Here is a 13513-nt window from a genome sequence, read left to right as displayed (position 1 = left end):
GATATTATTTCAGGTACCATAGAAAGTGTAAAGAAAAAGACAAACTCATTTTAGGTAAATGTAGTTTTAGGCATTCTATGCGAAAAGGAGTAGGAGGGAATGAAGAAACGTTGGACAACTTTTGCTTTTCTATCTACTAGTAATACTATCATACTAGATGGAGAGATGACTCTTTCTCACTTATTTGATCAATCAGATGATGATTCTTCTTCAACATTTACAATGAGGTGGTGTAAATGGGGCGAACATTGTAATTTGGAAGAAGGGACCCCTAATCAAGAGCAAAGACTCATCTTTACTAACCCGATTGAAGCATGGAGTGTTCAATATCATAAGTGTAACGTCAAAAATCACTTAAAGAAAACTGAGCCGAGACAATTTTCTTCGGATTCTCCTATTCTAGAATCACATGAAAGTAACAAGTAAGTACTGAGACACGAAAAGGCACTATAGAGAAAATCTACAGTGCCTTTTCCATTTTGTTAATAAAAAAGGTTGTAGAGAATGCTTTCCCTACAACCTAAAGAATATCATTTAGGCGCTCTTATTTTTTGAATTACTATGATAAGCACGAATGCTTTGGAATAACCGTGGTGACGTTGTATATAGAAGTAATAGCAATACTGTACATAATGCAAAAGAAGCAAGCATTGTACTACCGTTTACAATGAAAGAGTACAGAAAGGCTGATTGTCCTTTTGGTGCGTATTGTCCCCAGAAAATAATTCCCGCAATAAAATGGCAAAAATAGCGTGCAAAACTGCCGATAAATGTTCCAAGGATTATATACAAGAGAGCTTTTTTTCCTTGGTTATTTGCAATAGCTTTTTGCACCGGGCGATAAAATAAACCAGCAAATCCAATAAAAGCAAAAGCAATGAAGTATTCAATACATGCTTGTATTGGCGTTAAAATATAGGCATCTCCGACGACAATTTGTAATAACCCCCAAATAAGCCCTCCTAAAAAAGCCATTTTGAATCCCCAGCGATACGCAATAATAAAAATAGGAATCATAGCAAATGAAACAGAACCGCCTGTTGGGATTTTAATTGATAATGGTAAAATGTCGATGATTAAGGCGAAGGCTGCGAGAATTGCAGATTCAATCATCGCTTGTAAATTGGTGTTACGCATGTTGTCATTCCCCCTAAATCCAAGTTGCACAAAAAAGAATTATTATCATAGGGAGATATAAAATACGTAATGAAGAAGATGCTGAGGCATATGTATTTTAACGTTTGCACAATCCCTACATTAGCATTAACTAACAGGTTCTAAGGGTCGGAACAAATTGTTCCCTCTCAGCAATATAGCTCCCCCTGTGATAACGAAATTCTTTATTTGTTAGATTTATTTTAATCGAAATGGATGAGAATGGCAAATGAATCTTGTATTGCTACTATTTCAATATAAGTGTACGAAAATGTTAACAAATAGAATAGAAAAAGCTATAGTGTACGATTTATACAGTATGCTATAATTTGTTTGAAAATAATTATCATTCTCTTTTAAGGAGGAAGATTATGAGTTTGGTTGACATTCAAATCGGTGAAAAAGTATTAGTGAAAAGTATGCAGGCATTAGATAAATTGTTAAAACGGAGATTAGCTGCATTTGGTCTTTCGGAAGGAAGTGAATTGCGTGTGAAACAAAAGGCGATGTTCAAAGGACCGTTTACACTAGAGTGCCGCGGACAATTCATTAGTATTCGTCATTGCGATGCGAAAATGATAAAGGTGGAATTAGTGTGAATAAGGTTGCTTTGCTAGGGAATCCGAATACAGGAAAAACATCGTTATTTAATGCGTTAACAGGTTCTTATGAATATGTAGGAAACTGGAGCGGAGTAACGGTGGAAAAAAAGATTGGGAAATTGAAAGGGAAACAAGGGACATTAATTGATCTACCAGGTGTATATGATTTAAATCCTGTTTCTCGAGATGAGGGAGTAGTGACTCACTTCTTATTAACAGAGGAATTTCATTATATGTTAAATATAGTCGATTCTTCTCAATTTGAACGCAATATGCATTTAACATTACAGCTTTTAGAATTTGGTAAGCCCGTTTCTATTGGTTTAAATATGATTGATGTGGCAAAGCAACGCGGAATTGTGATTGATGTAAAAAGATTATCAGAAATATTAGGAGTAACAGTTGTTCCTGTTGTTGCAAGAAGTGGCAAAGGCTGTGATGAATTACTAGCTACTCTTCATGAAAGTAGTAATAAGGAAATGAAGTCATTTATTCTTTCATATGGTGAACAAGTAGACGCAGCAATTGCAAATATAATGACACTTTTGGTGAAAGAAAATTATGAGCATCCAAGATGGCTAGCGCTTCAATTTTTGAGCAATAACGAAGTGGTGGAACAAGAGGTAATGGGATTGCCCATTTATCATGAATTAGTAACAATGCGTTCTCAGTTAGAGAAAAAACTGGATTGTACGTTAGAAACGCATATGTATAACACACGTGCAGCGTATATTGAAAAGTTAAAAACATGTGTCATTCAACATGAACAGGAAGGGAAAATTCCTTTTTCAGAAAAAATAGACAAGTTAATCACACATAAAGTGTTTGGACTTCCCATTTTTTTAGCGGTTATGTTTTTTATTTTTCAGGTTACGTTTACGTGGATTGGAACGCCTTTGTCAGATATACTTGATGAAATTTTCGCTGGAAAGCTTACGGATTGGGTAACAGCGGGTTTAACAAGTATTGGCGCATCTGAATTTATTCAAGCTCTCGTTACAGAAGGAATTATTGCTGGTGTTGGTGCTGTATTAGTATTTGTTCCACAAATCTTTGCTTTATTCTTTTTTATTTCATTATTAGAAGACTCTGGATATATGGCGCGAATAGCGGTTGTAATGGACCGCATTATGGAGTTCTTTGGTTTAAACGGAAAAGCGTTTATTCCAATGATTATCGGTTTTGGTTGTAATGTTCCAGGAATTATGGCAGCAAGAACAATTGAACAAGAAAAAGAACGACTGTTAACGGTCTTCGTAACACCATTTATGTCTTGTTCAGCGCGTCTACCTGTATATGCATTATTTGCAGGGGTTTTCTTTCCTCACAGCCAGGCGACTGTTGTGTTTTCTTTATACATCGCCGGTATTATACTTGCATTACTTGTTACGAAAATCATGTCCATGACGATTTTAAAAGAAGAAAAGTCTATTTTTGTTGTGGAATTGCCACCTTATCGCATGCCGCAAGCGAAAACATTATGGCTTAGCACATGGGAAAAAGGAAAAGGCTTTGTCCGTAAAGCGGGTACGTTTATTTTTGGTGGATCGGTTATGATTTGGTTATTAAATTATGCTGGTCCATCTGGGTTTGGCGTTGATATGGGAGATAGTTTCTTAGCGATGATTGGTGGAGTCGTTGCACCGCTGTTAGCACCGCTCGGTTTTGGAACGTGGCAAGCAGCAGCATCACTTCTAACTGGATTTTTAGCAAAAGAAGTTGTTGTGTCGACGATGGCGATTATTTATGCGGTAAAAGAAGATGTACTAGGAAATGTAATGGGAGCACACTATACTGCGTTATCAGCTTATGCGTTTATGTTTTTTATTTTATTATACGTTCCATGTTTAGCAACAGTAGCCGTGATTCGTCGTGAAACAGGTTCTGTAAAATGGACGATTTTCTCTGTTGTGTATCCACTTATTGTTGCTTATGTATTAACATTTGTCATATACCAAGTTGGGTCTTTACTCGGATTCTAGAAGGGGATGTATCATAATGGTAGTCAATCTTGTTATTGGAGCTGTCATTTTTGGTTATGCAGGATATACGTTATTTCATTTTGTAAAGCGAAGTAAAAAAGGAAAATGTGCAGCATGTTCCTTAAATCAATCGTGTCAGTCGAAAACTTGTAGTCCGAATAGAAATCATACTGTGAATAAATAAAAAGCTTTGCGAAAATCGCAAAGCTTTTTATTTATTATTTCATTTTAACAAGCTGCGCCGCGTCTACTCCATTTCTTCCTGGAAACTCTTTGCTAGGGTCTTTATCAAATTTCAGCACACCTACAGTTTTTTCTTCCCCTTTTACGTTGTCATATGCAGCATTCTCTACAATTGCAAACATATCTGCATAGCTGCGGCCATCACCAATAATTGTGTTTCCTTCATATTTTAGTTTTATATGATCAATGCTCGTATTCTCTATCTTTTCTTTCGCAAATAATACACCTTGTTCTGCCGTTACAGTTGGTAATGTATCAAGTGCCTTTGTTTCATCATCTTTTTCAACTTTCTTTAGCAATTCTTTTTTTACTAGCGCTTCACCTGTTTTTTTATCCATTACAAGTACTTTCTTTCCTTCTAATGTTACAAGTTTCATTTTATAAACATCTTTTTCCGTTACATCTTTTTTATTTTTGTCTGCTATTTGTTGAACTTGTTGTTCAGTACCATATAATATGAAACCATTTGCTTTTTCTCCCAATAATGAACAACCTGATAATGCTCCAAAAGATATTGCTGTAGCCAATCCAATTCCGATTAATTTTTTCATGTTTCCTATCTCCTTTTTATATTCAATATGATGTGATTGTAGAAAAATAAAAATCTATTGTATAAAGTCCCGATTATAAGAAGCAAACTTCTCTTATAAAATGTAATCTGAACTTCTGATTTCATTTTATAAGAATAACTTTATATGAACGATCGATTTTTCTTACAGCAACATGACAAATATGTAATGGAGTAACAAAAAGAAGGAGTGGGAAAATCGAACATAAGAGATTGTATACATATGTTGTAATAAGAATGTCAGATTATTGCTTGTATATTTGAAAAATAAGATGTAAGGGCATGTTGGGTTTGATATAATGTACACAAGGGTATAAAAATGAATATTTTTACTGTAAAGGGAGATTTTTAAGGTTTCTAAGTAGGGGATTTGAAATATGGTTTAATATATAGGAGGAATTGAAATGTCTTTATTTAAGCGATTAAGAGATTTAACGATGTCAAACGTGTATGCACTCATTGAGAAAGCGGAAGATCCAGTTAAGATGACGGATCAATATTTACGCGATATGCAAGAGGATGTACAAGAAGCTGAGAAAAGTGTAGCAGCTCAAATTGCGCTTGAGAAAAAGTTTAAATTATTATTTGAAGAGCAAGAAGCACTTGTTAAAAAACGTGAAGAACAAGCGCATATGGCTGTTCAAGCAAACAATATTGACCTTGCGCGTCGCGCTTTAGAAGAGAAGCAAAATGCAGAGCAAAAAATGAATGAATATAAAGCAAGTTATGAACAAAATAAAGCGGCTGCGGATAACCTTCGTGCTAAATTAGAAGAAATGCGCAAGCAATTAACAGAATTGAAAAATAAACGTGAAACACTTGTTGCGCGTGTAAATGCAGCAAAAGCACAAAAAAGTATCAATCAAGCAATGTCTGGATTCGATGCTAATACTGCAAAGGCAGGGCTTAACCGCATGGAAGAAAAAGCTCTTCAATTAGAAGCAGAAGCAGAGGCAAGCGGTGAAATTTATAAAAAAGAAAAGTCGCTAGATGAGGAATTTGCAGCTTTAAATAAAAACTCAGCTGTAGAGGACGAATTAGCGCGTATTATGAAGCAGTACGAGAAATAATATAGAAGAAAAATCTTTCTTTTTTAGGAGAAAGAGTGTTTAGCTTTATATAGACGCAGCATTTCATGCTGTAAAAAAGTAATTTATTTTATTTGTATTTCGATACAGGGAATGAACATAGATATAAAGATAAAAGAACCGACATGACATGAAAAGTAATCATGTCGGTTTTCTTATTATGTTCTTAGAGGAGGTTTTTGTATGACGTGGATGAATGTGTTAGCGATGTTTGTTTGGACAGGAGCAAGCGCTATTCTTTTATTTGTACTGATGTGGATTGATTCTATTTTTACAAAATATAACGACGTAGCAGAAATGAAAAAAGGAAATATAGCTGTGACAACACGCTTTATTATGAAATTATTTGCACAAGGATATATTTTGTCACAATCGATTACAAAATCGAATGATTTATGGCAAGCGCTTTTAGCCTCAGTTGTATCATTTGTCATTTTATTAGTTGTAGAAATGTTGATTGAATTCATTTTAAGAAAAATAATCGGATTAGATTTAGAAGAAGGAACAAAGCAAGGGCATGTTGCGCATGCTTTATTAGCGGGTTCATTACATATTGTTGGCGCACTTATTTTAGCAGCATGTCTATAACGGAAAGAGGAGGAAGAAAGTATGAGTTTATTTAAACGAATTAAAAATATAATAAAAAGTCCAGAACCTGCTAAACCAGAACGATCGTTATTAACGTTAGCACCTGGAGATATGATTGAAGTTTCATTAATGATGTATGAGTTAATTGGAAAAACAAGCATGCATTCTCGTAATGAAATTGTACTAACTTTGCAAGATGGGAAAACAATTCGTTATTTAAAAATTGAAAATCGTGAAAGTACGCATTATAAATTATATACACCGATTGATGGACGTTTAGATTCGATAGATGAGATTCCAACAACAATTGAAATGGATGGTATCGAGTATCATCTAGAAGAGCGCTATAGTGGACGTGTTGTTGTCATGGGAAAAACACCGTTTGCTGTTTCAGATGAGCAATATGTATGGGAATTTCAATCGGATAATCGAAATTTACTTCGTATCGAATGGCAAGATGGACGCACAATGATGTATGAGGGAGAAGCGATTCTTTCTGCGGATGTACAAATTATAAGGGCAACATAAGGAGGCGATAATCATGTCAAACCGATTGTTTACCATGATTAAATCGCTCGGTATTGCTACTTTTGTAATTATTGGAATACTTATAGTTGCTGGCTACATATTATTGGGAGCGGGAAATGAACAGTCCATTCAAGACCGCTACCCATTAGAATCAGTTGCAAAAGATGGTAAGCAAGAATCATATGTATACAGGGCTGCCAATAAAACAGTTCCTCAAGTTGCAAAGGAATTGATGGATGAAAAAGAGCCAAAGCAAGTGTCAAAAGAAGACGAAAATCAAATGTTTCTTGTGTATTCTGATAAGCTTTATAACCTTCAAAAAGATAAAGAAAAACCATCGGATACACTGGTTGAAATTAGCAATAAAGAATTTGTTCGCCAAAATTATCAACCATCTTTTTTACAAGGGTATATTGTCGGAAGTATTTTAAATGATATATTTGGTTCGTATAAATCGTCGCGTGGTGATTATCGCGGATATAATGATAGACAAAATCATAAGCCAGTTATCCCGGAAAGACCACCTACAAAAGAGGAAAAGAAAACACCACCGCCTATTACAAAAGAGGGAAAAGGATCGATTATTAAAAGAAGTGATAAAATTGATTCCAAACCATCTGTAGGAGATCAAGGAAGTATTACGAAAAAAGAGAGTAAGAAAGTTCCACCATCTACAGGAAAGAAAGGAACAATTACAAAATCGCCAGGCGGTAATAGCTCAGATGTGAAGCCAAAATCATCCATTAAAACTCCGCCAAAGAATACATCTCCCCCTAAAACACGGGTTGGTGGTGCAGGGAAAATTACGAAAAGAAGATAGTGAGAAAGGCCCAAGAAGAGTGTTAGCGGCTTCTTGGGCTTTTTTGTATAAGAAGGAAGCGGTCAATTACAATTTATAAAAGATTTCGTGTTATTTCTTGGATTATTCAGTAGCTTGTTTATTCCGCTATTTTAGGGCAATTTCACTTTATAAATATAACGATAGCTTCGAATGTTGAAGCGGAATTTTTATATTAGAGGCATGCGGGATAGAGAAAAGTACTTCTCTTAGAAGATAGGGCTTTCGTTTTGGAAACAATAATTCAATGAGACTGATGTGAGATTACAGTTCTCTTGCTGATAAAAAAAATCTGTCCTCCTATAGCTAACAGCAACATAACAGCTGTTACATAAGGTAAGGTAATCGGGGAGATTCCTTTTTCTAAAAGAATTCCGTTTACCATTGTCCCGATCGAACCAGAAAAATAATTAATAGAGCTAAGCAAAGCAATTGAAATGGTAGCATGTTTTGGGCTAATTTCTACAAGCGTTTTTTGTTGGATAGCGAGTGTTGCCCATCCTGTACTCCCCCAAAGAATTAAGCAGATAGCTACTAATAATGCAGATTTATGGAAAATCCCCATGCATATAAATGAGAGAAACATAATTCCTATTACATACAGTAATAGGACCTTTGGCTTTCTATAGAAATCTATGATAAACCCGATGAGAAAACTTCCGGCAATTCCGCCGATTCCCCACATCCAAATAAATACGATAAACTTGTGGAAACCATATGCTGTAATGATGGAATATAAGTACGTATACAAACCTAAACTACAAAAGCTCAAGATCATTGTAATCAGCATGACAAGAGAAACTTGTTTGTTTTTGAACATACTTAGTCGCTCTTTTAATGTTGGCAAAGGGCTGGATTCTACTATAGGAAATTTCGTGAAGAGAGCACATATCCCAATCATTCCAATGATAACAATAAGCCAGATTGCTAGGCGCCATTCATACAAGGAAGCAATATAGATACTAAGTGGAACACCAATTACAGTGCCAGCGCTCATTCCAAGTAAAACAGTGCTTAAAGCTCTTCCTCTTCTTTTTTCAGAAACGAATGTAACAGCAGCAGATGATGCTAATGGTGAATATAGACCAGCACCTATTCCTGCTAGACCTCTAGAAATGAATAGAATGATAAAATGATGAGTTACAGCGGTTATAAAGTTAGCAATTGTAAAAAGAAATAAAGCGGCTAATAATGTATGTTTTACATTTGTCTTTTTCATAAATGTAGCGAATAGAGGTGCAGTAAAGGCATAGCAGATTGTGAATATGCTGACGGTTTGCCCAGCTGTTCCAATGGAAATATGAAAATCATTCGCAATTTGTGGCAAAATCCCTGCCATTATATAAGCATCTATTCCTAATGCAAACATTCCAAGTGTTAATAATAATATTTTATTCAAGGTGAATCCTCCTTTTGGTAAATTGGTCTATTGTTATCGTAAAAGGTATAATGAGATTAGTGAAATTCATATTTTGAATAGGAGGTATGAGTAAAACTCATGACGATAGCGAGATATGAAGTGCTTCAAAAAGTAGTGGAGTTAGGAAATTTCACGAGAGCAGCAGAGCAATTAAATATGACACAATCAGCTGTAAGTCATGCGATTGCTAGTTTAGAAAAAGAGTTTGGTCATCCTTTATTACATAGAAATAAGCAAGCTGAAATTAGAAGAACTGAGTTTGCAAATCGTATTTTTCCACATATTCAAAATGTATTAAAGAGTGAATCGGCAATTAAGCAAGAAGTATCTATGCAAAATAAGAGATTGACAGGTACACTCAAAATTGGGGCGTTTACAAGCGCGGCAGCACAAATATTACCGTCTATGTTATTGCAGCTTAAACAAAGTTTCCCTGGTATTAAAATTTTATTATTTGAGGGTACATATGAGGAAGTTAGAGAATGGATTGATAATGGAACAGTGGACATAGGGTTCGTTTTAGAATCAAATGTAAATAAAAAAATCCAATCAATTCCAGTTAGCAAAGATGAAATTGTATTAGGATTACCAAAGAATCATTCGTTGATGAATGAAAAAATAGTAGATATTCAACAAATCGATGGAATGGACTTTATAATGCCGAAAGGGCCCTATCAGTCGTTAGTGATAAAAAATTTAGATGATCATCAAGTGCATCCAAATATTATATTAGAAGTACTAAATTGCGAAACGATTGTGAATATGGTTTCACAAAATATTGGAATTACAATGGGACCTGAGTTGTTTTTTAAATCGCATAAGGACATTGAAATAAAAAGATTAAGGCAGAAACAATATCGTCATATTCATTTAGCTTTTAAAGAAAGGGTACCGATAATTGAGGCTTTTTTTACGTGTAATCAATTATCGGTCACTTCATAAGATTACATAGCAATAAAGAAGCCAAGGCCATTCTTATGCTTTTAAGAATGGCCTTGGCTGTATATTAATTAAATATAAAACTTAGAACAGTTAAGAATATCGCAAATCCTAAAATACCCCCTACAACTGTCATGTGGCGCTTTTTCCCCATGACAACAATTGCGATATATTCACGAATCATTGCGTTTGGCCAATAATAAAATGCCGTTTTTGAACCAATTCCTTGGCTATTTAGACCAGCTTGTTTGGCATATAAACCAGCGCGAAATAGGTGGAAGTTATTTGTTGCAAAGATGCTGTTGTAATTTCCATCTGGTTTTAATGAATCCATAATTTGTTTTGAGAAAAGCATGTTTTGATACGTATTAACTGATCGATTTTCTTGTACTGTATGTTCAATTGGAATTCCTTGTTCCACAGCATATTTTTGCATTGCTTCAGCTTCAGGAAGGTTTTCATCAGGTCCTTGTCCACCGGAGAAAATAATTGTAGGTGGTGAAGCAACTGCAGCTTGCTTATGATAGAAATCAATTGCTTTATGAATACGACTTGCTAGTAGTGGCGGAACTTTATCACGAATTAAACCACTGCCGAGAACGATAATGAAATCTTGATTGCATTTTGGCCTATTAAATTGATAAAGAAGATAGGCAGTGAAGAAATTTAAAACATGTATAAAAAAGTACAAAATAATAAGCGAAATTGCGCCGAATATAGGTTGAAAATGAGAAGAAAACAAGCTTGTTGGGTCAAAAATAGCCAGTAGTATCCATAGTAAAATGAATATACCTAAAAAGAGTGTTAAACAATTAGAAAAGCGTCGTCCTTCTTTTTTCATTAATGTTTTTGCATTAAGAAATAATCCTATTACTAAAGCAATTATGCCGAAAGGTAACATCAGTATAAAAGCTAAAAAAGGTATCGCAATAATCCAATGTATTTTTTCATTATCAAATTGAAAAGCGACAATAAGACAAAAAACGAGAAATGAACAGAAAAACGTATTAAATAAAAAGCCATTTATTATTTTTCTTGGATCTTTTAAATAAGAATAAAGAAAAATAATGAATAAAATAAGAGGAATCATCCCAAAAATAATCAAGTAATATACACCTCATTTTTTATAATCTTTGTGTGAATTGATCCGCTATTTCATGGTAACCATCATTGATGAGGGACCATAATCAGTGAGGATGAAGAAAGCTCCACTTTATCTCGCTATTTTAGGGCAGTAAGACTCCCACCTCAAGATTTAGAGAGAAGCAAGGAAGATAGGTGGGAGTAGGGCTGCCCGTAACAGCCCGATTGGTGAGGGATCATAATCAGTGGGGGATGAAGAAAACCCCCACTGATTAAAGTTTCACTTTATCACAAAGATTATATTACATGATGAAAAAGAGAGTCCTTAGAAAAAAGAGGATTTAGAATTTTCTCAATAAATAGTATGGAATAATATGATACAATGTATTCAAAGCGATATATTAAAAGTAAAATGGTTTGGGACACTCTACGGAGTGTCTTTTCTATTTATCCCGCTATTTTAGTTAGGGTAATAAGACTCCCACTTCAAGATCCAGAGAGAAGCAAGGAAGATAGGTGAGGGCTCATAATCAGTGGGGGATGAAGAAAACGTCCACTGATTAAAGTTTCACTTAAAATAAAGTGAAAAATGGGAGGAAGAGAAAAAACTTGGATTTGTAGATGCACGATAAAGCAGAATGGTTCTTGATAGGTTAGTTAGCTTAGGTCTCTTGTCAACTCATTCTGTTTTATAGGACGAGGTACAAATAGAGAAAGGAGCATCTCGATAAGAGGGGCTTTTTTTAATTTTAGACTAAGGATGCTATTGGTTTTCACTGTAAGAATAGGAATAAATATCTATACTAAACATTAGCAATCTTCCGTATAAATATTATCAATTTACTATATCTTCCATTGGTGTTACATTGAATTTGAAAAGACTTTCTTTTTCAAATTACTACCCCTAATAAACTTTTGAAAAAGTTAGCTGTCTCCATACTTGTCATTTATGCCTTAACAAAAGAGGGATCATATGATTCCTCTTTTGTTTTTTCGACAACATATGACAAAAAACATATGTATAACTTATTATGATGTATGTTATATATTATCATTATCATTTTTTGTAAAAATTCGACTTTTATAACAAATAATGATAATTTATTTTTGTGCTAGTTAAACTAGTAAAAAATACTTTAGGGAAATGAGGGAATTTTATGTTAAGTAAAGGGGTTTTAACTAAAGGAGTTTTATCATTAGGGCTTTTGGTACTTTATTAGCTGCCCCTGTAACGAGTTTTGCAGCAGAAAATAATGTATCTTCTGGGCCAGAAATGATTTATACAGAATTTGGTTATACAAATGTTGAGTCTGGACCTCAGCATGTTATTCAAGGTAAGGAAGTTCCTAGAATCGGTGCTGGACAGTGTTTTGATAATATAGAAGGTGGAAGATGGTGTAAAGGTCAAACTATGGGTTGGAGGGGAGATTGGGCACAATATTCTCAATATGATCATGGTTCTCGTGTATATAAGGCGTCAGCTATGGCAAATGGAAAGACTACTTATGGTAAGTGGAAAGATCCAGGAGTTCAAGCTTATACGACTTCACCATATTTTTACTCGCTGTCTTCTTATAAATCTTATTATGATGTGAAGTGATTATTTGGAAAATTAATTAATTATAAGCAGAAGAGAGTGTGTAAAAGTCCTATTTTTTATAGTGATTTTTTACTCTCTCTTTTGTTTTATTATAGATTTGACATAGAATTTTTAAATTTAGGAAAAATAATTTTATATTTTGAATTACATTATATACATTTATGACTATTAAATTAAAGAAAGAGAGAGTATATGAAGAAAATATTATTCTTTTTGTACATAATAATTTTTTCATTTTCTTGTTTTGTATTTGTTGATTTGGTTTCAGGTAAACAAGAGGATTCAATGAAACGAGCGGGAAAAGATAATAGTTTTAATATAACTATTAATGAAACTTCTTTAAAAATTAATTCTGAGAAGTTTTTATCTTTATTGTTCATTGCAGCTGATGATTATAAAGCTAATATTTTTAAGCTAATATATTCTGATAATAATTCAACAGAATATATTTATTTAACATATGATGAAGAATCTTACTTTTCACATTTCCCTTTATTAGTTGGGGATTTACCTAATAATAATAAAGTAGATGAGTTTAATCTTTCTACAATACAAAATAAAATGATAACAGGAAAAATATTCTCTTATACAAAAGATATTAATTTTAGTATTAAACCATTAAGAGCGTTTCCTAAAGATAAATCAATTGGGGGAAATTATATAATTTCTTTAAAAGATAAAACTAGGATTGATTCTTTTGTAGATAGACTACAAAGAGATTTTGGAGTACCAATTAAATATTCTATTCATGAATTTCAACCAGTAGTTGTGGATTTGAGTCAATATTTTGGACACAAAAAAGTTAAATCTAAGCTACCTTTTTAGCTAGATCTTCTATTGCTTGAGGAGTTTTATAACCAATGCTACTATGAATTCGTT

The 13513-nt window shown here is 33.9% G+C and carries 15 protein-coding genes and 1 riboswitch; of the genes, 11 read left to right on the top strand and 4 right to left on the bottom strand.

Annotated elements, in window-relative coordinates; translation table 11 throughout:
- The first annotated feature begins 99 nt into the window (after window positions 1–99).
- Window positions 100–426, top strand: a complete 327-nt coding sequence (locus MR063_RS19185) for a hypothetical protein (protein WP_242200834.1) — start codon at window positions 100–102, stop codon at window positions 424–426.
- A gap of 108 nt (window positions 427–534) precedes the next feature.
- Here MR063_RS19185 and thiT read toward each other — a convergent pair whose 3' ends face one another.
- Entirely contained in the window at window positions 535–1137 is a 603-nt protein-coding gene (thiT, locus tag MR063_RS19180; RefSeq protein ID WP_242200832.1) for an energy-coupled thiamine transporter ThiT, read from the bottom strand.
- 94 nt (window positions 1138–1231) lie between these two features.
- Window positions 1232–1333: riboswitch (TPP riboswitch) on the bottom strand.
- A gap of 193 nt (window positions 1334–1526) precedes the next feature.
- Between thiT and MR063_RS19175 the strand changes: the two genes are divergently transcribed.
- Genes MR063_RS19175 through MR063_RS19165 form a run of 3 tightly spaced genes read left to right on the top strand, consistent with a single transcriptional unit; the run spans window position 1527 to window position 3923 of the window.
- On the top strand, window positions 1527–1754 hold the full coding sequence (locus tag MR063_RS19175; RefSeq protein ID WP_242200830.1) for a FeoA family protein: 228 nt from the start codon (window positions 1527–1529) through the stop codon (window positions 1752–1754).
- Complete coding sequence (gene feoB / locus MR063_RS19170) at window positions 1751–3739, top strand: ferrous iron transport protein B (RefSeq protein WP_242200828.1); 1989 nt, start codon at window positions 1751–1753, stop codon at window positions 3737–3739. Before MR063_RS19175 ends, feoB begins: the two co-directional genes overlap by 4 nt.
- Window positions 3740–3755: 16 nt before the next feature.
- A complete protein-coding gene (locus MR063_RS19165) occupies window positions 3756–3923 on the top strand; it encodes a FeoB-associated Cys-rich membrane protein (RefSeq protein WP_242200826.1) in 168 nt (55 codons plus the stop codon).
- Window positions 3924–3957: 34 nt separating this feature from the next.
- Here MR063_RS19165 and MR063_RS19160 read toward each other — a convergent pair whose 3' ends face one another.
- Window positions 3958–4533, bottom strand: a complete 576-nt coding sequence (locus MR063_RS19160; protein ID WP_242200824.1) for a lipoprotein BA_5634 family protein — start codon at window positions 4531–4533, stop codon at window positions 3958–3960.
- A gap of 421 nt (window positions 4534–4954) precedes the next feature.
- Here MR063_RS19160 and MR063_RS19155 point away from each other — a divergent pair, with 421 nt between their 5' ends.
- From MR063_RS19155 to MR063_RS19140, 4 genes are all read left to right on the top strand, one after another.
- Entirely contained in the window at window positions 4955–5620 is a 666-nt protein-coding gene (locus MR063_RS19155) for a PspA/IM30 family protein (RefSeq protein WP_242144251.1), read from the top strand.
- A 201-nt stretch (window positions 5621–5821) separates the two neighbouring features.
- The gene (locus MR063_RS19150) at window positions 5822–6226 is read left to right on the top strand and encodes a DUF350 domain-containing protein (RefSeq protein ID WP_242144250.1); all 405 of its coding nucleotides are present in this window, start codon (window positions 5822–5824) and stop codon (window positions 6224–6226) included.
- 21 nt (window positions 6227–6247) lie between these two features.
- Window positions 6248–6754 (top strand): DUF4178 domain-containing protein, encoded by a 507-nt coding sequence (locus MR063_RS19145; protein WP_242200823.1) that lies wholly within the window; start codon window positions 6248–6250, stop codon window positions 6752–6754.
- A gap of 13 nt (window positions 6755–6767) precedes the next feature.
- Window positions 6768–7574: a DUF4247 domain-containing protein gene (locus MR063_RS19140; RefSeq protein WP_242144248.1), complete on the top strand. Its 807-nt coding sequence runs from the start codon at window positions 6768–6770 to the stop codon at window positions 7572–7574.
- Window positions 7575–7836: 262 nt separating this feature from the next.
- On the opposite strand, the gene MR063_RS19135 is transcribed toward MR063_RS19140, so the two are convergent.
- On the bottom strand, window positions 7837–8991 hold the full coding sequence (locus tag MR063_RS19135; RefSeq protein ID WP_242200822.1) for an MFS transporter: 1155 nt from the start codon (window positions 8989–8991) through the stop codon (window positions 7837–7839).
- A gap of 99 nt (window positions 8992–9090) precedes the next feature.
- Here MR063_RS19135 and MR063_RS19130 point away from each other — a divergent pair, with 99 nt between their 5' ends.
- Complete coding sequence (locus MR063_RS19130) at window positions 9091–9954, top strand: LysR family transcriptional regulator (RefSeq protein ID WP_242200820.1); 864 nt, start codon at window positions 9091–9093, stop codon at window positions 9952–9954.
- Between the two features lie 64 nt (window positions 9955–10018).
- Here the strand turns inward: MR063_RS19130 and MR063_RS19125 are convergent, their stop codons facing one another.
- A complete protein-coding gene (locus tag MR063_RS19125; RefSeq protein WP_242200818.1) occupies window positions 10019–11056 on the bottom strand; it encodes a YdcF family protein in 1038 nt (345 codons plus the stop codon).
- 1251 nt (window positions 11057–12307) lie between these two features.
- Between MR063_RS19125 and MR063_RS19120 the strand changes: the two genes are divergently transcribed.
- Window positions 12308–12634 (top strand): hypothetical protein, encoded by a 327-nt coding sequence (locus MR063_RS19120; RefSeq protein ID WP_242200816.1) that lies wholly within the window; start codon window positions 12308–12310, stop codon window positions 12632–12634.
- A gap of 192 nt (window positions 12635–12826) precedes the next feature.
- Window positions 12827–13459 (top strand): hypothetical protein, encoded by a 633-nt coding sequence (locus MR063_RS19115; protein ID WP_242200814.1) that lies wholly within the window; start codon window positions 12827–12829, stop codon window positions 13457–13459.
- Window positions 13460–13513: the final 54 nt, after the last annotated feature.

This window comes from Bacillus cereus group sp. BfR-BA-01492 (assembly GCF_022662815.1).
Lineage (GTDB): Bacteria > Bacillota > Bacilli > Bacillales > Bacillaceae_G > Bacillus_A > Bacillus_A cereus_BD.
This window is presented reverse-complemented; position numbering and strand designations above follow the sequence as displayed.